The organism is Amycolatopsis rifamycinica, assembly GCF_000695625.1.
In the GTDB taxonomy this organism is placed as follows: domain Bacteria; phylum Actinomycetota; class Actinomycetes; order Mycobacteriales; family Pseudonocardiaceae; genus Amycolatopsis; species Amycolatopsis rifamycinica.
The window spans coordinates 125,287-147,789 of sequence record NZ_JMQI01000062.1; the positions used below are offsets into that span (position 1 = coordinate 125,287).

25 protein-coding genes and 1 pseudogene are annotated in these 22,503 nt (G+C 71.5%); 10 read left to right on the top strand and 16 right to left on the bottom strand.

Annotated elements, in window-relative coordinates:
• Positions 1-3: 3 nt before the first annotated feature.
• The gene (locus tag DV20_RS28730; RefSeq protein ID WP_084093726.1) at positions 4-672 is read right to left on the bottom strand and encodes a transglycosylase family protein; all 669 of its coding nucleotides are present in this window, start codon (positions 670-672) and stop codon (positions 4-6) included.
• Positions 673-907: 235 nt separating this feature from the next.
• On the opposite strand from DV20_RS28730, the gene DV20_RS28735 reads away from it, so the two are divergent.
• The 3 genes from DV20_RS28735 (at position 908) to DV20_RS28745 (ending at position 3,665) form a co-directional block, all read left to right on the top strand.
• Entirely contained in the window at positions 908-2,308 is a 1,401-nt protein-coding gene (locus tag DV20_RS28735) for an MFS transporter (protein ID WP_043785806.1), read from the top strand.
• Positions 2,309-2,335: 27 nt separating this feature from the next.
• On the top strand, positions 2,336-3,091 hold the full coding sequence (locus DV20_RS28740) for a thymidine kinase (RefSeq protein WP_407638360.1): 756 nt from the start codon (positions 2,336-2,338) through the stop codon (positions 3,089-3,091).
• Positions 3,092-3,317: 226 nt separating this feature from the next.
• Positions 3,318-3,665, top strand: a complete 348-nt coding sequence (locus tag DV20_RS28745) for an RNA polymerase-binding protein RbpA (RefSeq protein ID WP_003081521.1) — start codon at positions 3,318-3,320, stop codon at positions 3,663-3,665.
• Positions 3,666-3,820: 155 nt separating this feature from the next.
• Here the strand turns inward: DV20_RS28745 and DV20_RS28750 are convergent, their stop codons facing one another.
• Complete coding sequence (locus DV20_RS28750) at positions 3,821-4,435, bottom strand: NUDIX domain-containing protein (protein ID WP_200876516.1); 615 nt, start codon at positions 4,433-4,435, stop codon at positions 3,821-3,823.
• 48 nt (positions 4,436-4,483) lie between these two features.
• Here DV20_RS28750 and DV20_RS28755 point away from each other — a divergent pair, with 48 nt between their 5' ends.
• The gene (locus DV20_RS28755) at positions 4,484-5,233 is read left to right on the top strand and encodes a DeoR/GlpR family DNA-binding transcription regulator (protein ID WP_043785814.1); all 750 of its coding nucleotides are present in this window, start codon (positions 4,484-4,486) and stop codon (positions 5,231-5,233) included.
• On the opposite strand, the gene DV20_RS28760 is transcribed toward DV20_RS28755, so the two are convergent.
• Genes DV20_RS28760 through DV20_RS28775 form a run of 4 tightly spaced genes read right to left on the bottom strand, consistent with a single transcriptional unit; the run spans position 5,166 to position 10,012 of the window.
• Positions 5,166-5,960 carry a PIG-L deacetylase family protein gene (locus tag DV20_RS28760; RefSeq protein WP_051736164.1) on the bottom strand — a complete coding sequence of 265 codons (795 nt, stop codon included), beginning with the start codon at positions 5,958-5,960 and terminating at the stop codon, positions 5,166-5,168. The two genes, DV20_RS28755 and DV20_RS28760, sit on opposite strands and share 68 nt — an antisense overlap.
• Positions 5,961-5,994: 34 nt before the next feature.
• Positions 5,995-6,762 (bottom strand): polyprenol monophosphomannose synthase, encoded by a 768-nt coding sequence (locus tag DV20_RS28765; protein WP_043785819.1) that lies wholly within the window; start codon positions 6,760-6,762, stop codon positions 5,995-5,997.
• A gap of 26 nt (positions 6,763-6,788) precedes the next feature.
• Positions 6,789-8,405: an apolipoprotein N-acyltransferase gene (gene lnt, locus DV20_RS28770; protein ID WP_043785821.1), complete on the bottom strand. Its 1,617-nt coding sequence runs from the start codon at positions 8,403-8,405 to the stop codon at positions 6,789-6,791.
• Positions 8,406-8,416: 11 nt separating this feature from the next.
• Complete coding sequence (locus DV20_RS28775) at positions 8,417-10,012, bottom strand: amidohydrolase (RefSeq protein WP_043785822.1); 1,596 nt, start codon at positions 10,010-10,012, stop codon at positions 8,417-8,419.
• A 120-nt stretch (positions 10,013-10,132) separates the two neighbouring features.
• Between DV20_RS28775 and DV20_RS28780 the strand changes: the two genes are divergently transcribed.
• Positions 10,133-11,521: a KamA family radical SAM protein gene (locus DV20_RS28780; protein ID WP_200876517.1), complete on the top strand. Its 1,389-nt coding sequence runs from the start codon at positions 10,133-10,135 to the stop codon at positions 11,519-11,521.
• Between the two features lie 168 nt (positions 11,522-11,689).
• On the opposite strand, the gene DV20_RS28785 is transcribed toward DV20_RS28780, so the two are convergent.
• The 6 genes and pseudogenes from DV20_RS28785 to DV20_RS28805 all read right to left on the bottom strand — a co-directional run bounded on the left by DV20_RS28785 (position 11,690) and on the right by DV20_RS28805 (position 14,622).
• Positions 11,690-12,148, bottom strand: a complete 459-nt coding sequence (locus DV20_RS28785) for a carboxymuconolactone decarboxylase family protein (protein WP_043785824.1) — start codon at positions 12,146-12,148, stop codon at positions 11,690-11,692.
• 22 nt (positions 12,149-12,170) lie between these two features.
• Entirely contained in the window at positions 12,171-12,404 is a 234-nt protein-coding gene (locus DV20_RS45135; protein WP_152603769.1) for a hypothetical protein, read from the bottom strand.
• 98 nt (positions 12,405-12,502) lie between these two features.
• Positions 12,503-13,039: a sigma factor-like helix-turn-helix DNA-binding protein gene (locus DV20_RS46750; RefSeq protein ID WP_235190998.1), complete on the bottom strand. Its 537-nt coding sequence runs from the start codon at positions 13,037-13,039 to the stop codon at positions 12,503-12,505.
• Positions 13,040-13,205: 166 nt separating this feature from the next.
• Positions 13,206-13,475 (bottom strand): annotated as a pseudogene (locus DV20_RS47350) (sigma factor); the annotation flags it as partial.
• Complete coding sequence (locus tag DV20_RS28800; RefSeq protein ID WP_043785827.1) at positions 13,463-14,101, bottom strand: HD domain-containing protein; 639 nt, start codon at positions 14,099-14,101, stop codon at positions 13,463-13,465. The gene DV20_RS28800 and the pseudogene DV20_RS47350, both read right to left, overlap by 13 nt.
• Before the next feature lie 113 nt (positions 14,102-14,214).
• Positions 14,215-14,622: an LmrA/YxaF family transcription factor gene (locus DV20_RS28805; protein ID WP_051736165.1), complete on the bottom strand. Its 408-nt coding sequence runs from the start codon at positions 14,620-14,622 to the stop codon at positions 14,215-14,217.
• A 67-nt stretch (positions 14,623-14,689) separates the two neighbouring features.
• Between DV20_RS28805 and DV20_RS43215 the strand changes: the two genes are divergently transcribed.
• The gene (locus tag DV20_RS43215) at positions 14,690-15,274 is read left to right on the top strand and encodes an SDR family NAD(P)-dependent oxidoreductase (protein ID WP_268747450.1); all 585 of its coding nucleotides are present in this window, start codon (positions 14,690-14,692) and stop codon (positions 15,272-15,274) included.
• A gap of 271 nt (positions 15,275-15,545) precedes the next feature.
• Entirely contained in the window at positions 15,546-16,694 is a 1,149-nt protein-coding gene (locus DV20_RS28815) for a M48 family metalloprotease (protein ID WP_043785829.1), read from the top strand.
• A gap of 451 nt (positions 16,695-17,145) precedes the next feature.
• Here DV20_RS28815 and DV20_RS28820 read toward each other — a convergent pair whose 3' ends face one another.
• From DV20_RS28820 to DV20_RS28830, 3 genes are all read right to left on the bottom strand, one after another.
• Complete coding sequence (locus DV20_RS28820) at positions 17,146-18,237, bottom strand: aminotransferase class V-fold PLP-dependent enzyme (RefSeq protein WP_043785831.1); 1,092 nt, start codon at positions 18,235-18,237, stop codon at positions 17,146-17,148.
• Positions 18,234-18,641 carry a RidA family protein gene (locus tag DV20_RS28825; RefSeq protein WP_043785832.1) on the bottom strand — a complete coding sequence of 136 codons (408 nt, stop codon included), beginning with the start codon at positions 18,639-18,641 and terminating at the stop codon, positions 18,234-18,236. Before DV20_RS28825 ends, DV20_RS28820 begins: the two co-directional genes overlap by 4 nt.
• 102 nt (positions 18,642-18,743) lie before the next feature.
• Positions 18,744-19,184, bottom strand: coding sequence for a VOC family protein (locus DV20_RS28830; RefSeq protein WP_051736167.1), 441 nt, complete (start codon positions 19,182-19,184; stop codon positions 18,744-18,746).
• A gap of 106 nt (positions 19,185-19,290) precedes the next feature.
• On the opposite strand from DV20_RS28830, the gene DV20_RS28835 reads away from it, so the two are divergent.
• Positions 19,291-20,274 (top strand): helix-turn-helix transcriptional regulator, encoded by a 984-nt coding sequence (locus DV20_RS28835; protein ID WP_043786086.1) that lies wholly within the window; start codon positions 19,291-19,293, stop codon positions 20,272-20,274.
• A 29-nt stretch (positions 20,275-20,303) separates the two neighbouring features.
• Here the strand turns inward: DV20_RS28835 and DV20_RS28840 are convergent, their stop codons facing one another.
• Entirely contained in the window at positions 20,304-20,909 is a 606-nt protein-coding gene (locus DV20_RS28840; protein WP_043785834.1) for a TetR/AcrR family transcriptional regulator, read from the bottom strand.
• Between the two features lie 143 nt (positions 20,910-21,052).
• Between DV20_RS28840 and DV20_RS28845 the strand changes: the two genes are divergently transcribed.
• On the top strand, positions 21,053-21,841 hold the full coding sequence (locus DV20_RS28845; RefSeq protein WP_043785836.1) for an SDR family NAD(P)-dependent oxidoreductase: 789 nt from the start codon (positions 21,053-21,055) through the stop codon (positions 21,839-21,841).
• Positions 21,842-21,956: 115 nt separating this feature from the next.
• Positions 21,957-22,199: a hypothetical protein gene (locus tag DV20_RS28850; RefSeq protein WP_043785837.1), complete on the top strand. Its 243-nt coding sequence runs from the start codon at positions 21,957-21,959 to the stop codon at positions 22,197-22,199.
• Positions 22,200-22,503: the final 304 nt, after the last annotated feature.

Sequence of the window (22,503 nt, forward strand, 5' to 3'; positions counted from 1 at the left end):
GGGTCAGCGGGGTGGTTTGCCGGTCCAGGCGGCTTCCCAGGTCTTGGGGCCGAGGAGGCCGCTGTCCTTGATGCCGTTGGCGCGTTGGAGGTCGAGGACGGCGGTGCGGGTTTTTTCGAGGTAGCAGCCGGTGCCGGTGAAGCCGTAGCCGAAGGCGTTCATGCGGAGCTGGAAGGTCTTGAGCGGGTCGGCGCAGTCGCCGTAGCGGTAGACGACGCCGGGCCAAGCGGGTTTGGGGCCGCCGGGGCCGGGTGGTGGTGCGGGGAGGTCGCCGCCGCCGATGTAGGCGGATTCGGTGTAGGTGGGGACGCGTTTGCTGCGGGCGTCGGCGTCGGCGGCGAGTTTGAGCATGCCGGCGCACTGCCAGGGTTGCCAGCCGCGCATGCGGTAGAGGTAGAGGGCGCGGTAGTCCTGTTCGGCAGGGGTGGCCTGGTCGGGGCGGCCTTGGCCGCCGACGCTGCGCCAGGTGGGCAGGTCGAACTGGTAGGCGCCGTAGTAGCCGTTGCCGGTGTTGGTGGCGTAGCGGCCGCTGGATTCGCACATGCGGAGCTTGGCCCAGGCGGTCGCCGCGGGGTCCGCGGAGGCGGCGGCGGGGGTGGTCAGCGGCAGACCCGTGACGGCGAGGGCGAGGAGCAGGAGTCTCGCCACGGTGCGTCGGCCGTTCTGGATCATGGGTGCACAGTAGGAGCGTGTCCCACTGACCACAACAGACACGATAGGCGCTGGGATCCCACCTGTAACACCGTGCGGTGACCCGCCGCGGGCGGCGGACGAGCTGATCCGGCCGGGTGGCGGGTGATCACGAAGCGACGAACCGGACACGGTTTCGGTGGTGCGGTCACCGGGGTGGCGGTGTGCCCGTAGTCTCCGCGCTGACCTGGATGTTCTCGAGGTGAAGGAGCCGTGGATGACGCTGGCCGGGACGCGCTCGACCAAGCGTGAGCGGTGGGGCTGGTACTTCTACGACTGGGCGAATTCGCCGTTCTATTCGTCGACGACGACGGTGTTCGGCGCGCTGTCGATGAGCTCGATCGCGGCGGCGGACGCGAAGGCGAACATCACCCTTAACGGGGATCGTGCGTGCCTGAACGCGGCGGGCGGGACGGACACGCTGCGGAACTGCGACGTGACGTTGTTCGGGCTGCACTTCCCGGCCGGTTCGGTGTGGGGTTACCTGCTGTCGGTGGCGACGGTGGTGCAGGTGCTGGTGTTGCCGATAGCCGGTGCGGTGGCCGACCGCAGCCACAACAAGCGGCGGATCCTGGGTGGGTTCGCGTTCCTGGGTGCGGCGGCCGCGGCGGCGATGTTCTTCCTGACCGGCTCGGACTGGCAGCTGGGTGCGGCGTTGTTCATCGTGGCGAACATCGGCTACGGCGGTTCGCTGGTCGTCTACTACTCGTTCCTGGCCGACATCGGCGGGCCGGACGAGCGGGACGGCATTTCGGCGCGGGGCTGGGCGTTCGGGTACCTGGGTGGCGGGCTGGCGCTGGCGTTGCAGCTGGGGTTCTACCTGAAGCACGACCTGTTCGGGGTGGACCAGGGCCTGGCGGTGCAGATCTGCTTCCTGACCTCGGGGCTGTGGTGGGCGGCGTTCACGTTCCCGGCGGTGCGGCGGCTCCCCCGCCGGCACGTGCCGGTGGACGTCGCGCCGGGGCGTTCGGTGCTGCGGGCGGGGTTCGCGGAGCTGCGGCAGACGCTGGTGGCGGCGAAGGCGTACCCGTTGACGCTGGCGTTCCTGGGCAGCTACCTGGTCTTCACCGATGGGATCAACACGGTGGTGACGGTGTCGGCGCAGTACGGCAAGGACGAGCTGGGGTTCGGCAACGAGGTGCTGATCGTCACGATCCTGGTGATCCAGTTCGTGGCGTACCTGGGTGGGACGCTGCACGGGCTGGTGGCGCGGCGGATCGGGGCGAAGCGGACGATCCTGGGCAGCCTGGTGGTGTGGATCGCGGTGCTGGGCGGGGCGTACTTCGTGCAGCCGAGGCAGCTGCTGCAGTTCCTGGCGGTGGCGGTGGGGATCGGGCTGGTGCTGGGCGGGACGAACGCGTTGTCGCGGTCGTTGTTCAGCCAGATGATCCCGGCGGGCAAGGACGCGCAGTACTACTCGCTCTACGTGGTGGGCGAGCGGGGGACGTCGTGGCTGGGGCCGCTGGTGTTCGCCGGGGTGGGGCAGGCGACGGGGTCGTTCCGGCTGGCCATCGTGGCGCTGGTGGTGTTCTTCGCGGCGGGGCTGGTGCTGGTGTGGCTGGTGCCGGTGCGGCGGGCGATCGAGGCGGCGGGCAACCGTCCGCCGGAGGTTCTGTGACCACCGATAGGCTCGGGTGTCGTGACCTTGATCGACGACGCCGCCGGCCCTGATCCCACCGATGCCCTGTCGTCGGTTCCCGCGGCCGGTTCCCGCCGCGGGACGCCGCCGGTGGGCAGGCTGAAGTTCTGCTACGGGCCGATGGACTGCGGGAAGTCGACCCTGGCGCTGCAGATCGACCACAACCACGCGCGGCAGGGCCGCCGGGGGCTGGTGCTGGTGCGCCACGACCGCTCGGGCGCGCCGCAGATCTCGAGCCGGATCGGGCTGACCCGGCAGGCGGTGGAGGTCGGTGAGGACACCGACGTGCGGGAGCTGGTGCGGCAGGAGTGGGCCCAGGGCCGGCACGTGGACTACGTGGTGGTGGACGAGGCGCAGTTCCTCTCCCCCGGCCAGGTCGACCAGCTGGCGGAGCTGGCCGACGAGGTCGAGATCGATGTGTACTGCTTCGGGATCGCGACGGACTTCCGGAGCCGGTTGTTCCCGGGTGCCGCTCGTCTGTTCGAACTGGCGGACGAGTTGCAGCCGGTTCAGGTGGAGGTGCTGTGCTGGTGCGGGTTGCCCGGGCGGTTCAACGCGCGGGTGGTCGAGGGTGAGGTTGTGCGCGAGGGCGACACGGTTGTGGTGGCAGATACCGAACAATCCGTAGTTGAAACTTCAGCTTCGGCGCGTTTTGAGGCCGAATTCGCTACCGTGCGTTATCAGGTATTGTGTCGCCGCCACTTTCGATCGGGTGACCTGGGGCCGGTTACCGCCCATCACGGTCAGTTACGGTTGACCTGAGCGAGCCGCGGGTAGCCCATCTGGGGGATCTCAGCACTAAGAGGCCGTATTGACGTCACGCCGGAGCGCGAAATGCCTCCTACTAGGAGAAGCTGATGCAGGCGGGTGACGCAGCTCATCGTGAGCAACGACATGGCGGTCCGGGAATCCTCCGGGGCCGCGGGTCGTTGCATAGGGTGAGCAACACCCTGGCTCCACCCCGGAGCTGACTGAAAGGACCCCCATCATGGCCGACCGTGTTCTTCGTGGAAGCCGGCTGGGAGCGGTCAGCTACGAGACCGACCGCAACCACGACCTCGCCCCACGCCGCACCGTGCGCTACGCCTGCCCGAAGAACCACGAGTTCGAGGTGCCGTTCTCCGACGACGCCGAGATCCCGACGGTCTGGGAGTGCCGCCTGCACGGGAGCGAATCGGAGATCGTCGATGGAGGGCAGCCCGAGCAGAAGAAGGTCAAGCCGCCGCGCACCCACTGGGACATGCTGCTCGAGCGGCGCACGATCCCCGAGCTCGAGGACCTGCTGAACGAACGTCTCGCCGAGCTGAAGGGCCGCCGGACCTCCCGGTCGGCGTGACCCTCCGCACCTCGGCTTCGTAGCCAAGCTCCCACCACAACGGAACGGCCCCCGCGACCTCCCCCCGCGGGGGCCGTTCCATGTCCGGCCGCTGCCCGGTCAGGGCTTCGGAGGTGTCATTCGCGACACCCGCGGGGCTCGCCGAGCCGGGCCCACTACCCCGCCGCCGTGCGGAACGGGCCGGTGAGGGCGGCCCACTGCAGCAGCATGATCGTCTTGGCGTCCGCGATCTCGCCCGTTCCGATCATCTCGAGGGCCTTGGTGAACGGGAGCTCGAGCACTTCGATGTCCTCCCCCTCCTCCGCGATGCCGCCGCCCCGGCCGCGGTCGGCGGGGTCGTAGGGCGCCGCGTAGCAGTGCAGGCGCTCGGTCACCGAGCCCGGGCTCGTGTAGACGTCGAACACGTGCTCCAGCGCGCCGATCCGCACGCCCGTCTCCTCCTGCGCCTCCCGGCGGATGGCCGTTTCCGGGTCGTCGGCGTCGAGCAGGCCGGCCGCCGTCTCGACGAACATGCCGTCGGGGTGGTCGTTGACGTAGACCGGGTAGCGGAACTGGCGGGTCAGCAGCACCGTGCCGCCTTCGACGTCGTACAGCAGCACGGTGGCGCCGTTGCCGCGGTCGTAGGTCTCGCGCTGCTCGGTCGTCCAGTGTCCGTCGCCGTGCTGGTAGTCGAATGTCGTGCGGCGGAGCACGTACCAGGCCGAGGACAGCAGCTCCACGTGGGTGACCCGGACACGCGGGTTGCGGGACGGGCTTGTCGAGGTGGTCATGACCCGACCATAATGTGCATGATTCGGAGAAAACAAGGAGGATCGTGCATGCTCGTCGGGGAACGCCGTGAACTGCTGCTCGCCCGGCTCGCCGCCGACGGCAAGGTGCTGGCCAAGGACGTCGCCGCCGAGCTGGGGGTGTCCGAGGACAGCATCCGCCGTGACCTGCGCGACCTGGCCGCGGCGGGGCTCTGCCAGCGCGTCTACGGCGGTGCGCTGCCCGTCTCCCCCGCCGTCGCCGACTACGCGAGCCGGACGTCGATCGCCGTCGGCGGCAAGGAGCGGGTCGCCGCGGCCGCCGCCGCCCTGGTCCGGCCCGGCTCGACCGTCATCCTCGACGGCGGCACCACCACCCTCGCCCTCACCCGGGCCCTCCCCCGTGACCTGCGGGCCACCGTCGTGACGCACAGCCCGACCGTGGCCGCCGCGCTGCTGGACCACCACGGCATCGAGGTGTTCCTGCTGGGCGGACGGCTGTTCCGGCACTCCGCGGTCACCTGCGGCGCGGCCGCCGCCGAGGCCGCCCAGTCGATCAGCGCCGACGTCTTCCTGCTCGGCGTCACCGGCGTCCACCCCGAAGCCGGCCTGACCACCGGCGACGCCGACGAAGCCGCGATGAAGCGCACCCTGGCCCGGCGCGCGGCCGACACCTACGTGCTGGCCAGCGCCGAGAAGCTCGGCGCCGCGTCCCGGTTCACCGTGCTGCCCTTCGCCGACGTCGCCGGGATCATCACCGACGCCGACGAGAAGAACGTGCAGAAACTGGCAGACCAGGGCGTGGCGATCCTGCCGGCGTGACCTCGGCGTACCACTCGCGGCCGGCCACCAGCCCGAACACCGGCGCCGGCAGCCACACCAGCACCCGCAGCACCGCCGAGAGCCGCCCGCCGCCGCGCACGTCCGACACGTGCGCGGCCAGCGCCGCCTGCTTGCGCGCGGCGAACCGCCGCACGTCGAACCGGTGGGTGACGGCCGAGGCCGGGCTGTAGGCGTGCTCGAGCGCATCGACGTCGTAGTCGAACGGGATCCGCAGCGCCCGGACCACCCGCGCGAACCGCAGCGCGAAGTCCCGGGGCAGGGTGGCCTCCAGCAGCCGCGTCCCGGTCAGCCGGGCCGCGCGGCGGGCGACTTCGTGCACCTTCACGTGGTCGCGGTGCCCGTAGCCGCCGTTGCTGTCGTAGCCGAGCAGCAGGTCGGCGCGCTCCTCGTGCAGCAGGGCCGCGAGCCGGTGGGCGGCTTCCTCGGTGTCCGCGCGGGCGAAGCGCTGCCGTCCGGGCGGGTCCGCGTACAGCACCGGACCGTGGCCGCTGTCGGCGTAACCCAGGTGCACGACGCGCCGGACCCCGAGGATCGCCGCCGCGGCCTCCAGCTCGGCCCACCGCGGTGTCGGGTGCTCGGCGACCATGCCGTCGGTGGCCACGACGACCACCACCCGGTGCCCGTCGGCCGCGGCGCGGGCCAGCGTGCCGCCGCTGAGCAGGACGGGGTCGTCGGCGTGGGCGTGGAAGGCCACGATCGTCGTCACGGGCCCATGATGGCCCAGAACGGGCGAAACCGGCTCAGGCGCGCTTGAGCAGCTTGCGCAGCTGGTGCCAGCGGCGCTCGGCGCCCCACTTGGCCACGCGCAGGAACGCCTCGCCGATGATCGAGCCGTCCATCTTCGACTCGCCGATCTCGCGCTCGGTGAAGGTGATCGGGACCTCGACGATCTCGAAGCCGGCCTCGGCCGTGCGGATCGTCAGGTCGATCTGGAAGCAGTAGCCGTGCGAGTTGACCTCGTCCAGGGCCAGTTTCTCCAGCACCGGACGCCGGTAGGCGCGGAACCCGGCGGTGATGTCGCGGGTGCGCATGCCCAGCGCGACCTGCGAGTACACGTTGGCGCCCCGGGAGAGCACCTGGCGCTTGAGCGGCCAGTTCACCACCGCGCCGCCCGGCACGTACCGGGAGCCGATCGCCAGGTCGGCGTCGCCGACCGCGTCCAGCAGCCGCGGCAGGTCCTCGGGGGCGTGCGAGCCGTCGGCGTCCATCTCGACGATCGTGTTGTACTCGCGCGCCAGGCCCCAGCGGAACCCGGCGATGTAGGCGGCTCCGAGGCCGGCCTTCTCGGTGCGGTGCAGCACGTGGACGTGGTCGTTGGCCGCGGCGCGCTCGTCGGCGAGCTCGCCGGTGCCGTCCGGGCTGCCGTCGTCCACCACGAGCACGTGCACGTCCGGGAGTGCCTTGTGCAGGCGGTCCAGGATCGGGCCGAGGTTCTCCCGCTCGTTGTAGGTCGGGATCACCACCAGCACCGGCTCGATTTCCCGGGCCCCCCGCGGCGCCTGCGACATCCGTGCTCCTCCGATATCCGCGGCGGTCAGTCCGCCGCCGCTTCCCCTGCTGCCGTGCCGGCGCTCGCGCGCCGGGTGCGAAAACGGAGTACGAGCCCACCGGCCACCCCGGCGATCGCCAGAGCCAGCAGCCCGTACTCCGTCCACGCACCTAGTTGATCCGACAGCGTAGTCTGCGTCCGCAGCGGGACGCGCCCGACCAGGGAATCCGCCGTGAAAAGGCCCGTTGAGCTGGTCACCGTCCCGTCGGGCGCGACGATCGCGCTCACGCCCGAGACGGCGGACACCACGACGGCGCGGCCGTGTTCGACCGCCCGCAGCCGTGACATCGCCAGCTGCTGCTCGCTCATCTCGCTGCGGCCGTACCAGGCGTTGTTGGTCGGCACCACCAGCAGCTCGGCGCCCTCGCGGACGGCGTCGCGGGCCGGGTAGTCGAACGCCGCTTCGTAGCAGATGAACACGCCGACCTTGGTGCCCGCGGCGGTCATGGTCTGGTTCGTGCCGTCGCCGGGGACCATGTCCACGGTTTCGGAGTCGAGGAACGGCGTGACGAGCTCGGCGAGCTTGCGGGCCGGGACGTACTCGCCGAAGGGCACCAGCTGCTGCTTGGCGTAGCGCGCCCCGGGCCCGGTGCGCGGGTCCCAGCCGATGAGGGAGTTCTGCAGGTGCCCGTCCGGCAGCCGGTAGACCGCGCCGATCAGGGCCGGCACGCCGAAGTTCGCGACGAGCTGGTCGACCTGCGGGTCCGGGCCGGTGACGGTGGTCGCGCTCTCCGGCCACACCACCAGGTCGGGCTTGGGCACCTTCCCGGCCCGGATGGCGGCGAGCAGCCGTTCGCTCTCGGCCAGGGTGTTGTCGCGCAGCACGGTCCGCTCCCCCTGCAGCGCGAGCCCGATGTCGGGGGCGTTGCCCTGCACAGTCGCGACCGTGCGTTCCCCGTCCTGGGCGCCGGTCCCGATGGACGGCCACAGCGCCAGGCCGGCGATGACGGGCAGCAGCGTGCCGACGGCGGCGAAGACCGCCGGGCGCGTCAGCTCGCGGACTTCCCACACCCGGGCCGCGAGGGCGGCCAGGCCGAAGCCGGTGAGGACGACGGCCAGGCCGACCAGCGGGGCGCCGCCGATCGAGGCCAGCGGCAGGAACGCGCCCTCGGGCTGGCTGAAGGCGACCCGGCCCCACGGGAACCCGCCGAAGGGGAACCAGGCGCGCGGCGTCTCCAGGGCGACGAACACCAGCGCGCCCCACAACGGCGCGGCCGGCAGCCGCGACACCAGCGTGATCAGGCCACCCGCCAGGCCGTGGTAGAGCGCCAGCGCGAAGGACAGGCCCAGCCACGGCCACGGGCCGAAGTCCGGCCCGAGGAAGTCCAGCAGCCAGGTCAGCAGCGGCAGGAAGAACACGAACCCGAACGCGAAGCCGTAGCCGAAGCCGGCCCGGAAGCGACGTCCGCGCAGCACGAGCGCCAGCCCGGCGAAGGCCAGCGGCGCGAGAAACCACAGCGGGCGCGGCGCGAAGCTGAGGTAGAAGGCGAAGCCGGACACCAGTGCCGCGGCCGTCCGGAGAAGCCACGCGCGGGGGAAGCGCCGGGTGCGCGCGGGTTGGTGCGGGGCGCCCGGTCCGGGGTCCGCCACGGTGACTGCCACAGCCGACAACTCTAGGTGATGTCGTCGTGGAGGACGTCACCCGCGCGGACCGTGCGCAGGCACCGCGGGAGGGCGGCGTCCGGTTCGAGCCGGGGCAGCGGCGGCACGCCGGCCCGCGGGTCGGTGGACCAGCGCTGCACGCGGCTGTCCGGGGTGGCCACGACGAGGTCGGCGGCGTCCCAGATCGCGTAGTGGGCCGGCGCGCCCGGGACGAGGCTGCCGGTGACACCGTCGTTGACCCCGGCGGCGCGGTGCCCGGCCCGGGTGTGGGCGGTGAACGCCGCCCGCGGTGACAGCCCGGCGCCCGGCGTCCGGTGGTAGGCCGCGGCGCGCACGCTCGCCCACGGGTCCAGCGGCGTCACCGGCGCGTCGGAGCCGAAGGCGAGCAGGACCCCTTCGGCGGCCAGCGCCGCGAAGGGGTTGAGCCCGGCCGCGCGGTCCGCGCCGAGCCGTTCGGCGTACATGCCTTCCGGGCCGCCCCAGAGCGCGTCGAACAGCGGCTGCGCGGAGGCGACCACGCCCCAGCCGGCCAGTTGCCTGGTCTGCTCGGCGGTGACCATCTCCAGGTGCTCGAGCCGGTGGTGGCGGGCGGCCAGCGCGCGTTGGCCGACCTCCTTCTCGGCCAGGCGGAAGCCTTCGACGACCTCCGCGACCGCGGCGTCGCCGATGACGTGGAAGCCGGCCTGCAGCCCGGCCGCGGTGCAGGCGGCGAGGTGCTCGGCGATGCGGTGGGCGTCGAGGTAGAGCGTTCCCTGGCCGGGGTGGTCGGCGTAGGGCCGGGTCAGGGCGGCGGTGTGGGAGCCGAGGGCGCCGTCGACGAACAGGTCGCCGGCCAGGCCGCGCGCGCCGAGCTCACGGGCGGTTTCGACGGCGCCGAGCTCACCCCAGTAGCCGACGACCTCGGGGGTGCCGGGCCCGGCGAGGGCGAGGAGGGCGGCGAGGTCGTCGCGGCCGGAGATGTCGGGGCCGGCGCACTCGTGGACGCTCACGATGCCCTGCTTCGCGGCTTCGGCGAGGAACGCCCGCTGGGCGCGTTCACGCTGCTCCGGCGTGACGGCGGCGCGGACGGCCGCGCGGACGGCGTGGTGGGCGGCGCGGGTCAGCGGGCCGTCGGGTGACCAGCCGTCGGCGTCGCGGGCGGCCGGGGCCAGTTCGACCAGGGTGGTGGAGACCAGTGCGGAGTGCACGTCGACGCGGCTGAGGTAGACCGGGGTGCCCCCGGCGGCGGCGTCGAGTTCGGCGCGGCTGGGCAGGCGCGGGTCGGTCCAGGTGGTCTCGTCCCAGCCGTGGGCGAGCAGGATCTGGCCGGGCACGGCGGCCTCGCGCACGCGGGCCAGCAGGTCGGCGCCGCCGCGGACGCCGGTGAGGTCGAGGCCGGTCAGGTGCAGGCCGGTGGCGGTGGCGTGGACGTGCGCGTCGACGAACGCCGGGGCGACGAAGGCGCCGTGGAGGTCGACGATCTCGGCGCCGGGGTGCAGGGCCCTGGCCGGGGCGTCCTGCCCGACCCAGACCACGGTGCCGCCGGTGACCGCCATGGCCGTGGCGTCGGGGCCGGAGGGGGTGTAGATGCGCCCGCCGAGCAGGAGCGTGGTGCGTTCGTCCGTCACGCCCCTGAGTCTGCCCCCTTGGTCCACGTGGGGGACAGCGCCCCAGCAGGCAGGAAGATTTACTCCGTGGGAACGATATGACAGGATATTTTAACGCGTTCCCGACGACTAGGAGTACAAGTGACTGCGATCCAGGAACCTGTGACGCCTGCCGCCGCCTTCGACCAGCCCTACGAGTACGCCCGCGCCGAGCTGGTGGAACCCGACTGGCGCCGCTTTCCTGGCTGGCACGACGTGACCGAAGCCGAGTGGCGCGACGCGCAGTGGCAGCGGGTGCACTGCGTCCGCAACGTCAAGCAGCTGCGCGCGCTGATGGGCGACCTGCTGGAGGAGCGCTTCTACGACGACCTGCTCGCCGACCAGCGCGAGCTGGCGACGATGTCGATGCTGCTGCCCCCGCAGATGCTCAACACGATGGCCCCGACGGCCGGCACCGACCCGGCCAAGGTGACCGAGGCGTTCTACGCCGACCCGATCCGCCGCTACATGCTCCCGGTGAAGAGCGACCGCGACGCCGCGTGGCCGAGCCACCCGCACTCCGAACGCGACTCCCTGCACGAGGCCGAGATGTGGGTCGTGGAGGGCCTGACCCACCGCTACCCGACGAAGGTGCTGGCCGAGATGATCTCGACCTGCCCCCAGTACTGCGGCCACTGCACCCGCATGGACCTCGTCGGCAACTCGACGGAGACGGTCGAGAAGCACAAGCTGACGCTCAAGCCGGTCGACCGCCAGGACGCGATGATCGCGTATCTCAAGAAGACCCCGGGCGTCCGCGACGTGGTCGTCTCGGGCGGCGACGTGGCCAACGTGCCGTGGCCCCAGCTGGAGTCGTTCCTGATGCGCCTGATGGACATCGACACGGTCCGCGACATCCGCCTGGCGACGAAGGCCCTGGCGGCGCTCCCGCAGCACTGGCTCCAGCCGAAGGTCGTCGAAGGCCTCGAGCGCGTGGCCGTGACCGCCCAGCGCCGCGGCGTCAACCTGGCGATCCACACGCACGTCAACCACGCCCAGTCGGTGACCCCCCTGGTGGCGGAGGCGGCCCAGACGGCGCTGAACGTCGGGGTGCGGGACGTCCGCAACCAGGGCGTGCTGATGCGCGGGGTCAACGCGACGCCGGCCGCGCTGCTGGACCTTTGCTTTGCCCTGCAAGGGGAAGCGAACATCCTGCCGTACTACTTCTACATGTGCGACATGATCCCGAACGCCGAGCACTGGCGCGTTTCGGTGTGGGAGGCCCAGGAGCTGCAGCACGCGATCATGGGCTACCTGCCGGGGTACGCGACGCCGCGGATCGTGTGCGACGTGCCTTATGTCGGGAAGCGGTGGGTGCACCAGCTGGCCGAGTACGACCGGGAGCTGGGGATCTCGTACTGGACCAAGAACTACCGGACGGGAATCGAGCTGGAGGACCCGGAGGCGTTGCAGCGCCGGTACCCCTACTACGATCCGATCTCCACCTTGCCGGAAGCCGGCCGGACCTGGTGGGCCAACCGCACCCGCTGACGCTGACGCACCACCGTTCGAGAGGTGTGCCGAGGGGTGTCGTGCGGCCCGATCTGGGCCGTGCGGCACCCCTGCGGCCGTCTCGGACGTTCAGGCTGGTCGGGGCCGGTGCCGCGGTTAGGCACCCTCGCGTCGACGAGCCGGTTGTTCGGCCCGCCGGGCGGGACGTCAGCCGGCGACGGGGTACCGGCTGGTGATGGCCACGCGGTTGAACGCGTTGATCACCGTGGTGAGCCACGCGACAGCCGAAATCTGGTCCGCGGTGAGCACCGTCGCGGCGGCGGCGTAGTCCTCGTCGCCGACGTGACCGTCCGCCACCCGGGTGATGGCCTCGGTCAACCGCAGCGCCGCCCGGTCGGTGTCGGAGAAGTAGCCTGTCTCCTCCCATGCGGGCAGCACGGCGATCCGGTCGGGGTTTTCGCCTTTCTTGAGGGCGTCACCGGTGTGCATGCGCAGGCAGAAGGCACAGCCGTTGATCTGGGAGGCACGGATCCGCACCAGCTCGGCCAGGAGCGGGTCGAGGCCCGCCGCGGTGGCGGCTTTCTCCGCCTCCGCGGAAAGGCCGATGAGTGCCTTGTAGGCGGCCGGGTGCTGTTTGTCGATGCTGACGCGTCGGGTGTTCGTCATGCTTTCTCCGATCAGGTGAATATCAGTGGTGGACGTCGTCGACTTTGAGCTGGGCTCCGTTGTCGGCGACGAAGACGAAGAGCCTGCTGGAGCAAGGGGGGCTCAGGGTTTCCGCGGGTGGCTGCGCCGCCGTGGTGGTCGTCGGGTTCGTGGCCGAAGCGGGCTGGTCGGCCGCACAGGCGGGGGCTCCGGCCAGTGCGGCGACGGCCAAGGCGCCGCCGACGATCCGCGTTCCGGTCCTCCTGCTGTTTTTCATGACTTTCCTCACCGGGAGGGGAATGGGGCGAGCGTTTCTCGTCATTCCTTTTCGTGTTCTCGTCAGGGAGACGAGGTAGCCCCTCCGGGTGTGACAGCTCAGAGGTGCGAAAGTTTGTCCGGGTTGACGACCCTGCGGTACGCGGTGATCAGACCGTGCGAAATCTGCACCGTGTCGACCGAGTGGACGCGGTCCTGCCGGTGGCACACGAGGGAAAGCTCGCCGCCCACCTCGACGAGGTCGATGTGGTCCACCTGCCACTGGCGGCTCACCCGCACCATCACCTCGGCGATGCGCTCACCGCCGTGGATGAGCTTGCGGGCCGCCGAGACCTTGCCGCCGCCGTCGGTGACGTAGACCGCGTCCGGGTCCAGGAGCCGGACCAGGCCGGCCAGGTCACCGGATTCGTACGCGGCGCGGAAGGCCGCCAGCACCCGTTCGCGCTCCGCCTTCGGTGCCTGCGGAGCGGCCTGCTTCGCCTTGGCCACCCGCCGCCGCGCCCGCGACGCCAGCTGCCGGGCGGCGGGCACGGAGACGTCCAGCACTTCCGCGATCCGGCCGAACTCGAGCCCGAAGACGTCGTGCAGGACGAAGGCCACCCGCTCCGGCGGGCTCAGCTCCTCCATGATCAGCATGCATCGCCGCACCGACGGACTCGTCGACGAGCACCGGTTCCGACGCGTCCGGCCCGGTCAGCAGCGGTTCCGGCAGCCAAGGCCCGACATAGGCCTCCCGGCGCACGCGGGCGCTCTTGAGGATGTCGTAGGACCGGCGCGCGGCCACCGTGACCAGCCAGGCCCGCAGATCGTCCACTTCGCGGAGATCCGAACCGGCCGCCCGCAGCCACACGTCCTGTGCCACGTCCTCGGCATCGGCCACGCTTCCCAGCAGCCGGTAAGCCACACCGAAGACGGCAGGTCGATGCCTCTCCCACTCGGCACCGAGCCGGTCCGCCTGCCCGGCCTCCCGCGGCGCACGCTCGTCGACCACGCGACCGCGACCTCCTCCGGGTTGCCGACTCGACGTACCGTTCCCGTTTCGAATGCTTACCGGAAGGGTCAGCTGGGCCACGGCGAGCCGGTGATGCGCTCGACCGTCGTCGTGCGCCGGAAGCCGGGAACGAAGTGTTCGAGGTAGTCGGAGTTCACGGTGCCGTTCGTGGTGTCGGGGCGGTTCTTCAGCCCGTCGACGGTGATCCGCAGGAACTCGTTCTTGAAGTCCCCGCGCGGGTGGGCGGCGAGGATTTCGGCCAGCTGTTCGCGGTCCAGTTCGTCCAGGCCGAAGCCGAGCACGTCGGTCAGGACGCCGTAGTAGGTGACCGCGATCTCCGGGGCCATCCGGCCGGGAATGCCCGGGGTGGTGTGCAAGGCGATCGCCGTCCAGACCGTCTCGGCGGCGGTGGCCGGGAACCCGCGGTCCAGCAGGAACTTCCGCGCGTGGTCGGCGCCGTCGACTTCGAAGCGCTGCTCGGCCTCGGAGAACGGGACCTGGAGGCCGAGGTCGTGGAACATGGCCGCCAGGTAGAGCAGCTCCGGATCCGGCCGCACACCGAGCCGGTGCGCGTGCAGCAGGCCGAAGAAGTACACCCGCCGCGAGTGGTGGTAGATGAGTGGGCTGGTCGTCTCCCGGATGTGCGACGTCGCCTGGGCGACCGCCTCCGTGTCCGGGATTTCCAGCTCCGCGATGACCTTTGACATGCTTCCATGCTGCTCGCCGAGCGTCGGGCGGCGCCGCCTTCGTCCGGCCAGGAACCCCTCGGATCCGGACGTGTACGGGATGCCCTGAAGGTGCCGATCAGCCCAGTTGCGTATCAGCGCCCGTTCGGGTCTGCCCGTCGCCGACCGGCCAGCACCATGTCGATCAGAGACCGCGCGGTGGCTCGGAGCCGGTCCGGATCCTGGTGGACGCGTTCCATCACGACGATGCCGCGGGTCATGGTGACCAGCACCCGCGCCGCGTCGGCCGCGGGGAGCGCGAGCCGGGTGTCTTCGGCCGACAGCCGATCCCGGACGAGGTCTTCCAGGCCGTCGAGCAGGCGGCGCAACGCGGCGTTGATCCGTTCGCCGTCGGCCTTCGAGTCGATCGCCGTCTTGGTCGTCAGGCATCCGCGCGCGGGCTCGCCCGTGGTCATGGACGTGATGGTGAAGTCGAAGAACGCCCGGAGGGCACGGTCGAGGTCCGGGTCGGCGAGGAAGTCACGGGCGTAGTCCTCGAACACCTGCAGGAACAGGTTTCCTTAGCTCGAGGGTGCGCCGCTCGTCGACCTGCGGGAACGCCGCACCCTGATCACCGGGGCCGGGAGCGGCATCGGCCGGGCCCTGGCCCTGGAACTGGCGTCCCGGCGGGGCGCGCTGGCGCTCGCCGGACGCCGGACCGAGCCACTGGCCGAAACGGCGGCGCTGGTCGCCGAGCGCGGCGGCACCGCGCACCCGATCACCGCCGACCTCACTGCCGACGGAGAGCCGGACCGCGTGGTCGCAGAAGCGGCCGAGGCGCTCGGCGGCCTCGACGTCCTGATCAACAACGCGGGGAACGTCCGGGCGGCACCCCTCGAGGACATCGACGTGGCGGACATCCGGGCCATGGTCGCCCTCAACCTGCTGGCTCCCGTCCTCACGACCCGGGCAGCGCCCATGATGGCCACGACCCGGGCCGGCGCGGACCTGGGCTACGGCCTGCGGCCCGTCGACGAGGTCGTCGCGGAAATCGTGGCGGGACTGGAGCAGCGCCGGATCGACATCAACACCCAGCTGCCCGAACGCCGGGCGATGCAGGAGCTCAACGCGCGGGATCCGCTCGCCGTCGACGCCGCCCTCGCACCCCAGCTCGCCGAACTCCGGGCGGCGGTCAGCACCCATCGCAGCATCTGAGGGCCGGCCTGGCACCTGCTTAAGGTCCCCTGTGGACGGCCCAGAGGTCCGGGCGGTCCGCTCGCGACTGCGGAAAGACACCGCAGCGACTGCTCACCGTCTCACCGAGACGCCATCTAGTACTTTCGGCCGATGTCCGCACGGCGAAAACCCTTCGAAAGGCGTGAGCCATTCCGGGGGTCCTTTCGCGGCACCGGTTCCGCCGTCGATCACCGCCCTACTGTGGCGGTGCTTCGTGATCTTGAAACCGGAACCGATGAGGGGATCCACCTTGCCCAACCGGACCAGATTCCTCGGCAAAACGCTGGCGGCAGCGGGCACCGCGGTGGCGCTCGCGCTCGCCACGGCCGTTCCCGCGGCCGCGGACACACCATCCACCGTCGAGCAGGACGTGGCGCAGCTGTTCCAGGACGTCGTCGATCTCTACAACGGCCTGCCGGCCAACGCGCTGCGCGGCGTCGACCGGCTCATCGACTCGCCCATCCCGAAGATCGGCCCGCGCGCCCGGGCCGCGGAGGACCCGATTCCCGGCTGCACCCCGGGTTCGCTGCTGACCTACGCCGACCACCTCGCTTCGCAGCTCGACCCGGTCGAAAGCGGCGCGTTGAGCACCCTGTCGGCGCTCGGCCAGCTCTACGTCCAGGGCGTCGCCTCCGACAAGACCCCGCAGGTGTTCGGCACCGACGGCCAGTACACCGCGCGCGCCACCCAGGCGATCGACAAGCTGCGCGGCTTCTGGGACATCGAGAGCTGGAACATCCAGCTCATCGCCTGGAAGGGTACTGACCTGGGCAGCCAGGCGAAAATGGCGCAGACCTTCAGCCTCGGCCTCGCCCCGGCGAAGGTGCAGGCCGCGGCCGCGCTCGCCACCAAGGTGCTCTACGAAGTGCCGGTCCTGCAGGGCGGCCGCAACCCGCTGCTCACCCTCAACGCGTTCGCCTCCCCGGCCGACAGCCTCGGCGGCAAGCGCGTGTCCCTCGGCGACGGCCTGCTCGACACGGTCAACGCCCTCGGGTTCGACGAGGTCTCGGTGGAGTCCGTCATCGGTCACGAGTACGGCCACCAGGTCGACTTCGCCCACGAGAACTACCCGCGCAACGAGTCGTCCGAAATGGGCCCTGACGCCTACGGCGGCTATTTCGTCGCGCACGCCAAGGGATACGCGTGGAACTCCCGCACCCAGCAGGAGGTCGGCTACCTGGACGCCGCCATCGGCGACTGCTACCACAGCCACGGCACCCCCGGCCAGCGCAAAGCCGCGGGCACCTGGGGCGAGAAGCAGGCGACGAGCCAGAGCAACCCGAATCGGATCGTCCCGTCCGCCAAGATGATCGAGAAGTTCCAGAAGCAATACCCGAAGCTGATGCCGCCGGCCGCTGAGCAGCCGGCTGCTGCCTCGGTGGCCGCGGCTCGCGGCTGAGCCTCGGTTCCGGTCAGCGGGCCGTCTCCCCGGAAACCGAGGGACGGCCCGCTTTCCGAGCGGCGGGTTCCGCGAACCGCCGCTGATCCCGCTCGGCTGTTTGGCGCGCGGCGAACCCGGGCAACCTTTCCCTCGCGACGGCGTCCGATGGAGGTTGCGGGTTCATGTCGTGAACGTCTCCGCGTGGGTCGCCGTCACCCGGATCCGGAACCGGTCACGATCCTGAGGTGGCGTGCGGCTTGCCCCGAAGGCGGTTCGCAGGTATTAGCGCGCAGCCGCTTCGCGAGCCGTATCCACTGGGCCGAACGCAGCACCGGCCAACCACGCGACGACCGCGCCGCGAAAGAAGCTCTCCGCCGCTTCACCGACCCTTCGCCACGGGCCTACGACAAAGCCTGTGCGCTTGAGCCCCGCGCGCGGGTGACGACGAGGCGTTACAGGCACCGGCGGGCTACCCCGTCGCGACCGCGAGTGCCCGCACCGCGGCCGCGACGTCGGACTCGTCGTTGAAGTAGTGGAAGCCGAAGCGGACCCGGTCGCCCAGCGCCGTGGCGCGCACGCCGTGCCCGGCCAGTGACCGGGCGATCCCGTCGGCGTCCTCGGTGGCCAGGACGACGATGTGCGACGCCGGTCCGGCGTGGACCCGGCGCAGGCCGAGCGCCGCCGCCTCACCGGTCAGGTGCCCGGCCAGGCCGAGCACATGCCGTTCCACGGCGGCCGGGTCCAAGTGGTGGAACAGGCGCAGCGCGGCGCGGGCACCGAGCCAGGAAAACCACGCCGGAGAGGCGTCGCACCGGGCAGCGTCCGGGGCGAGGTCGTCCAGGCCGCCGCCGAAGTAGCCGTGCGGGGCGGCGGTCGACTTCCAGCCCGGCGCCAGCGGCCGCAGCCCGGCCACCCGGTCCGGCCGCGCCACCAGCCACGCCGCGCCGCGCGGGCACAGCAGCCACTTGTAACCGTGCACCGCGAGGTAGTCCGGCGCCACCGAGGGGTCGTACCGCAGCGCGCCCAGAGACTGGGTGAGGTTGACGAACAGCCGGGCCCCGACCCGGTCGGTCGCGGCACGCAGCGCGGCGAGGTCCAGCCGCTGCCCTTCGCGGCTGGTCACCTCGCTGACCGCCAGCAGCGCGACGTCCTCGTCGAGCGCCGCGATCAGGTCCTCGGTCCGCGTCCAGCCGTCCCGGGCGGGCACGCTCACCACGTCGTGCCGGGCCAGCCAGGGGAACCGGTTGCTGCGGAACTCCTCCCCGGCCACCACCACACGTCCGCGGGGCAGCGACGCGGCGACGGTGGCGGCCGCCTCGGCCAGCGAGGACACCGTGGCGACCGTGCCCGGCGGGACGCCGAGGAAACCGGCGAACAACTCCCGCGCATCGGCAGCCGCGGCGTCCCAGCGGAGCCAGTCGAACCCGCCGGAGGACCACGCGTCGAACACCTCGCGCATCGCCGTCACCACCGGCTCGGCGCCCGGCGGCGCGCCCGGGGTGTCCAGCCACACCCGGTCGCGCAGCGCCGGGAACAACGCCCGGAACTCGGCGGGTGTCACCGGGGCACCGCGGCCATGGCTTCGACCTCCACCAGGATGTCCGGCCGGGCGAGCGCGGCCGCGACGATCAGCGACTGGGCGGGCCAGTCGCCGTCGGGGTACCAGCGGGTGAAGGTCCGCTTCTGCGCCGAGCGGAAGCCGGCCAGGTGCTCGGTGCCGGCCACCATGCTGAACACCTTCACCAGGTGCCCCGGCTGCGCACCGGCCGCGGTGAGGAGGCGCTCGAGGTTGGCGAACACCGCCTCGGTCTGGGCCTCGGCGTCCGCGCCCGCGAGCGAACCATCGGGCAACGCCCCGACCTGGCCGGAGATCACCACGAGCTCATACCCGGGCGGCACGTGCGCGAGGTGGCTGTACATGCCGAGGGGGGCGGCGACGGTGTCGGGGTTCCAGCGCCGGATCATGCGTTCTCCTCGTTTCGTTCGGCGGACGGGACGCCTGTGCACACTAGGGCGGCCGGCGGGACGGCCCGCCGTCGCCGGCGAACTGTTCGGAACCCCGCACCCTCAGGAGGAGTGTGACGGGGCGGCCGTGACCGGCGCCTGGACGGCAAGGCGGGCGCGGGCCGCCTCGGTGACCGGGGTGAAGAGGTTGACGAGGTTGCCGTCGGGGTCGCGGAACAGCAGAGAGCGGTTCCCCCACGGCATCGTGGTCGGCCGCTGCACGACCTCCGGGGGTGCGGGCAGCTTCCGCACGCGGTCGTACTCCCGGTCGACGTCCTCGACGAGGAACTCGAGGATCGCGGACCGGTTCGACGCGGGCACGGCCGCCCCGGTGCCGAACAAGGCCATCGTCTCGGCACTGCCGATGGCCAGCGTGCACGACGGGCCGACGAGCTCGGCGAACTGCTCGGCGGGTCGCCGGGCCGCGATCCCGGTCACCTGCTCGTAGAACGCGGCGAGGCGAGCGACGTCGCCGGTGATGAGGCGGACGGAAACGAACTGCACGGTGGTTCCTTTCGGTGCGGGAAGGCCCTGGCGGCCTTCCGGAGACACCGGCCACGGTAGGAACAATAGTGGACAGGATCCGCCCGGTATGGGAAAGATCTTCGGCATGACCCGGCCGATCGCCCGCGTGCTGGCCTTGCTGGAGCTGCTCCAGCAAGGCGGTACCCGGACCGTCGCCGAGCTCGCCCGGCGGCTCGACGTGGACGAGCGCACCGTCCGCCGCTACGTCGACCACCTGGTCGACCTGGACATCCCGGTCCGCTCCGTGCGTGGCCGGTACGGCGGTTACCACCTGTCCCCCGGCTACCGGATGCCGCCGCTGATGCTCACCGACGAAGAGGCGGTCGCCGTTCTGCTCGGCCTGGTCGCGGGTCAGCGCGCCGGGGTGCACGGCACCTCGGTCGTGGCGGCCGAAAGCGCGGCGGCGAAGGTCCGGCGCGTGCTGCCGAAAGCTCTCGGGCAACGGCTCGACGCGCTCCTCGAGGTCGCCGGCTTCACCGCGCCCGCCAGGCCGGCGCTCACGGCGGAGGCCGGGATCCTGCTGACCGTCGCGGAGGCGGCACGGGACCGCCGCCCGGTCGCGCTCGGCTACGTCGCCGGCCACGGCGGCGCCAGCGAGCGCGTCGTCCACCCGTACGGGGTCGTCGCGCACTCCGGACGGTGGTACCTGTCCGGCTTCGACTCCGCCAGCGCGCAGGTGCGCACGTTCCGCGTCGACCGGATCACGGCCATCGAGGTGCGTGACGGCACTTTCGCCGTTCCGGCCGGGTTCGACTCGGCGGAGCACGTGCTCACCGCGATCGCCGAGGCACCGCACCGGCACGAGGTGTCCGTGCGGATCCAGGCGACGGCCGGGCAGATCCGCTCCGTGTTCCCCGCTTCGGTGGCCACGCTGGAAGAGCTCGGCTCCGACGGGTCCTGGGTGCGGGCTCGCATCCGGGCCCAGCGGCTCGACTGGATACCGCCCCTGCTCGCCGCACTCGACCGGCCCTTCACCATCGAACGCCCCGATGCCCTCCGTGATCTGGTGCGCGCACTCGCCGACCGGCTCGCGGGTTCCGCCGGCACCGTGCCGGACGAACCCGGCTGACCATCGATCACCTCATCCGGGCGGCTGTGTCAACCGTGGGCCCGGTTGCCGCCCAGCGCGGCCAGCACGGTCCGGAAGGTCAGGTCGGCCCGTGCGCCCACCTCACCCGCCTCGTCGCCCAGCATCGGTGAGTTCGCCGTCAGCTGCGCTGCTTCGTGGACGACGGCCAGGTAGATGGCGCAGCACCAGGCCGTATCGGTGGCGGTGATCTCGCCGGCTTCGCGCAGCCGCCGGAACAGCAGTTCGAGCCCGGCCGTGACCTCGGGGCTCAACGGTGTCCTCTTGGTGGCCGGGTCCACGGTGAGTTCCATGATCGCCCGGCTGTCGGCCTTGAGCTCGAAGAGCAGCTCGGTCAGCCGGTACAGCGCCGCGACCGGTGGCGCCGTCGCCACTCGCGCCTGCTCGAGCCCGCAGAGGTAGCGCTCGTTGAGCAGGCCGGTCAGCGCCTCCAGCAGCGCCTTGCGCGAGGAGAACCGGCGGTGGACGGTGGCGCGCGCCAGTCCCGCGGCGTCGGCGATCCGCTCCAGCGTGGCGGTCGCGTCGACGGCGAGCACCTCCTCGGCGGCGGCCAGGATCCGCGCCGTGCTGCGTTCCGCGTCCGCCCGCAGGCGCCGCGGTTCGGCCTCTGCGCCCACGCGGACTGCTCCTTCCACCTCGGTTGACCTCAAGCTGTCCCACGTCAGCCTACATCCGAACCACCCAAGTCTCTTCTTTGCACATAACTGAGACCGCTGTGTAGCATTTATGAGGTCAACCAAGACGCCGAGGGAGAATCACCATGGATCTGGATCTTGCGGGGAAGCGTGTCCTCGTGACGGGCGCGAGCCGGGGCATCGGACTGGCGACGGTCGAGGCGTTCGTCGCCGAAGGCGCCACAGTCGTCGCCGTGTCGCGCAAGAGCACTCCCGAGCTCGAAGCCACCGGCGCGACGTTCGTGGCCGCCGACCTGCTCGACGCCACCGCGCCGCAGCGGGTGCTGGACACCGTGCTCGCGGACGACCCCCGCCTCGACGTGCTCGTCAACAACGCAGGCGGCGGCGAAGCGGCCGACGTCGACCTCGCCGACCCCATCGGCGGTTCCCGCGCGGCCTGGGGCGACGTTCTCGCGCTGAACCTCGGCGCCGCCGTGGAGATGACCCGCGCCGCGCTGCCGGCCCTGTCACGCACGCGGGGCGCGATCGTGAACATCAGCTCGAGTTCCGCGCGCGACCCGCGCAAGGTGCCCCTGTCCTACGCCGCGGCGAAGGCCGCGCTGAACGCGTTTTCCCGTGGGCTGGCGGAGCAGCTCGGGGACACGGGCGTCCGGATCAACGTCGTCACGCCCGGCGCTACCCGCACCGCGATCCTGACGAGCCCGGACGGCTACGTGGGGAAGCTGGCGGCGAGCATGGGCCTCGACCAGGAGACGGTGCTCGCGGCCATGCCCGAGCAGTCGGGAATGGTGACCGGCAAGCTGATCGAGCCCGCCGAGATCGCCAGGGCGGTGCTCCTGCTGGCGTCGCCGACGATGCCCAGCGCGGTGGGCGCCAACTGGAACGTCGACGGCGGCACCCTCAAGACGCCGTAGCCCGCCGGCCCGGTCGACTCGCGGACGCTGTGCTTGCGCCGGCCGGCTCCGGGTACTCGCGCCGCAAGGCGGCCATACCCGGCCGCGACGGCACAGCGCAACGACAGGAGACACTATGGCCACCGGGGAAACCGGCTTCGACGACGTCACGTTCGACCTCGTATCGGTGCAGTACCACGCCCTGAAGGCGGGGCACGACTACGGCCAGTACGTCCGGGACGCCGACAACGCGGGACGGCAGGACATCGCCGACTTCTTCCGCAAGGTCATGGAGGAAGACTCGGCGCGGGCGAAGCAGTGCCACGAGTTCCTCAAGCAGCTCTCCGGAAGCTCGGAGTCCGGTCCGGCTGTGTCTTGAGGCGTGCTCGTCGTCCCGTCCACGCGGGCGGGACGACGAGGCGCTGCTCACCGCGTGGCCCGCCGCCGCTCCCCGATCCGGCGACGTTTTCCGGAATGCCGGAAACGCCATTCAACAGATTTCGAAATGAACCTCTCCCGCATTCGTTGTCAACGTTGACAACGAATGTCGTCCGGACAATTTCGTGTCATAGCGCGGTATTGCGCTGCGCAGTATCCTCTGGCGCGGCAGTTCCGAATTCGCGGTTGCCATCCGAAAGAAAGACAAGCCGCCTCGGGCACCAGTGTGCCCGCACCGAAGGAGA

Excerpts from the sequence above, each read along its gene's own strand:
- DV20_RS28850 (WP_043785837.1), top strand. The coding sequence starts at position 21,957 with ATGGCCACCGGGGAAACCGGCTTCGACGACGTCACGTTCGACCTCGTA.
- DV20_RS28785 (WP_043785824.1), bottom strand. The coding sequence starts at position 12,148 with ATGACGAACACCCGACGCGTCAGCATCGACAAACAGCACCCGGCCGCC.
- DV20_RS28735 (WP_043785806.1), top strand. The coding sequence starts at position 908 with ATGACGCTGGCCGGGACGCGCTCGACCAAGCGTGAGCGGTGGGGCTGG.
- DV20_RS28825 (WP_043785832.1), bottom strand. The coding sequence starts at position 18,641 with ATGATCCGGCGCTGGAACCCCGACACCGTCGCCGCCCCCCTCGGCATG.
- DV20_RS28835 (WP_043786086.1), top strand. The coding sequence starts at position 19,291 with ATGACCCGGCCGATCGCCCGCGTGCTGGCCTTGCTGGAGCTGCTCCAG.
- DV20_RS28845 (WP_043785836.1), top strand. The coding sequence starts at position 21,053 with ATGGATCTGGATCTTGCGGGGAAGCGTGTCCTCGTGACGGGCGCGAGC.
- DV20_RS28750 (WP_200876516.1), bottom strand. The coding sequence starts at position 4,435 with ATGACCACCTCGACAAGCCCGTCCCGCAACCCGCGTGTCCGGGTCACC.
- DV20_RS46750 (WP_235190998.1), bottom strand. The coding sequence starts at position 13,039 with ATGCTGATCATGGAGGAGCTGAGCCCGCCGGAGCGGGTGGCCTTCGTC.
- DV20_RS28745 (WP_003081521.1), top strand. The coding sequence starts at position 3,318 with ATGGCCGACCGTGTTCTTCGTGGAAGCCGGCTGGGAGCGGTCAGCTAC.
- DV20_RS45135 (WP_152603769.1), bottom strand. The coding sequence starts at position 12,404 with ATGAAAAACAGCAGGAGGACCGGAACGCGGATCGTCGGCGGCGCCTTG.
- DV20_RS28765 (WP_043785819.1), bottom strand. The coding sequence starts at position 6,762 with ATGTCGCAGGCGCCGCGGGGGGCCCGGGAAATCGAGCCGGTGCTGGTG.
- DV20_RS28730 (WP_084093726.1), bottom strand. The coding sequence starts at position 672 with ATGATCCAGAACGGCCGACGCACCGTGGCGAGACTCCTGCTCCTCGCC.
- DV20_RS28800 (WP_043785827.1), bottom strand. The coding sequence starts at position 14,101 with ATGTCAAAGGTCATCGCGGAGCTGGAAATCCCGGACACGGAGGCGGTC.
- DV20_RS28755 (WP_043785814.1), top strand. The coding sequence starts at position 4,484 with ATGCTCGTCGGGGAACGCCGTGAACTGCTGCTCGCCCGGCTCGCCGCC.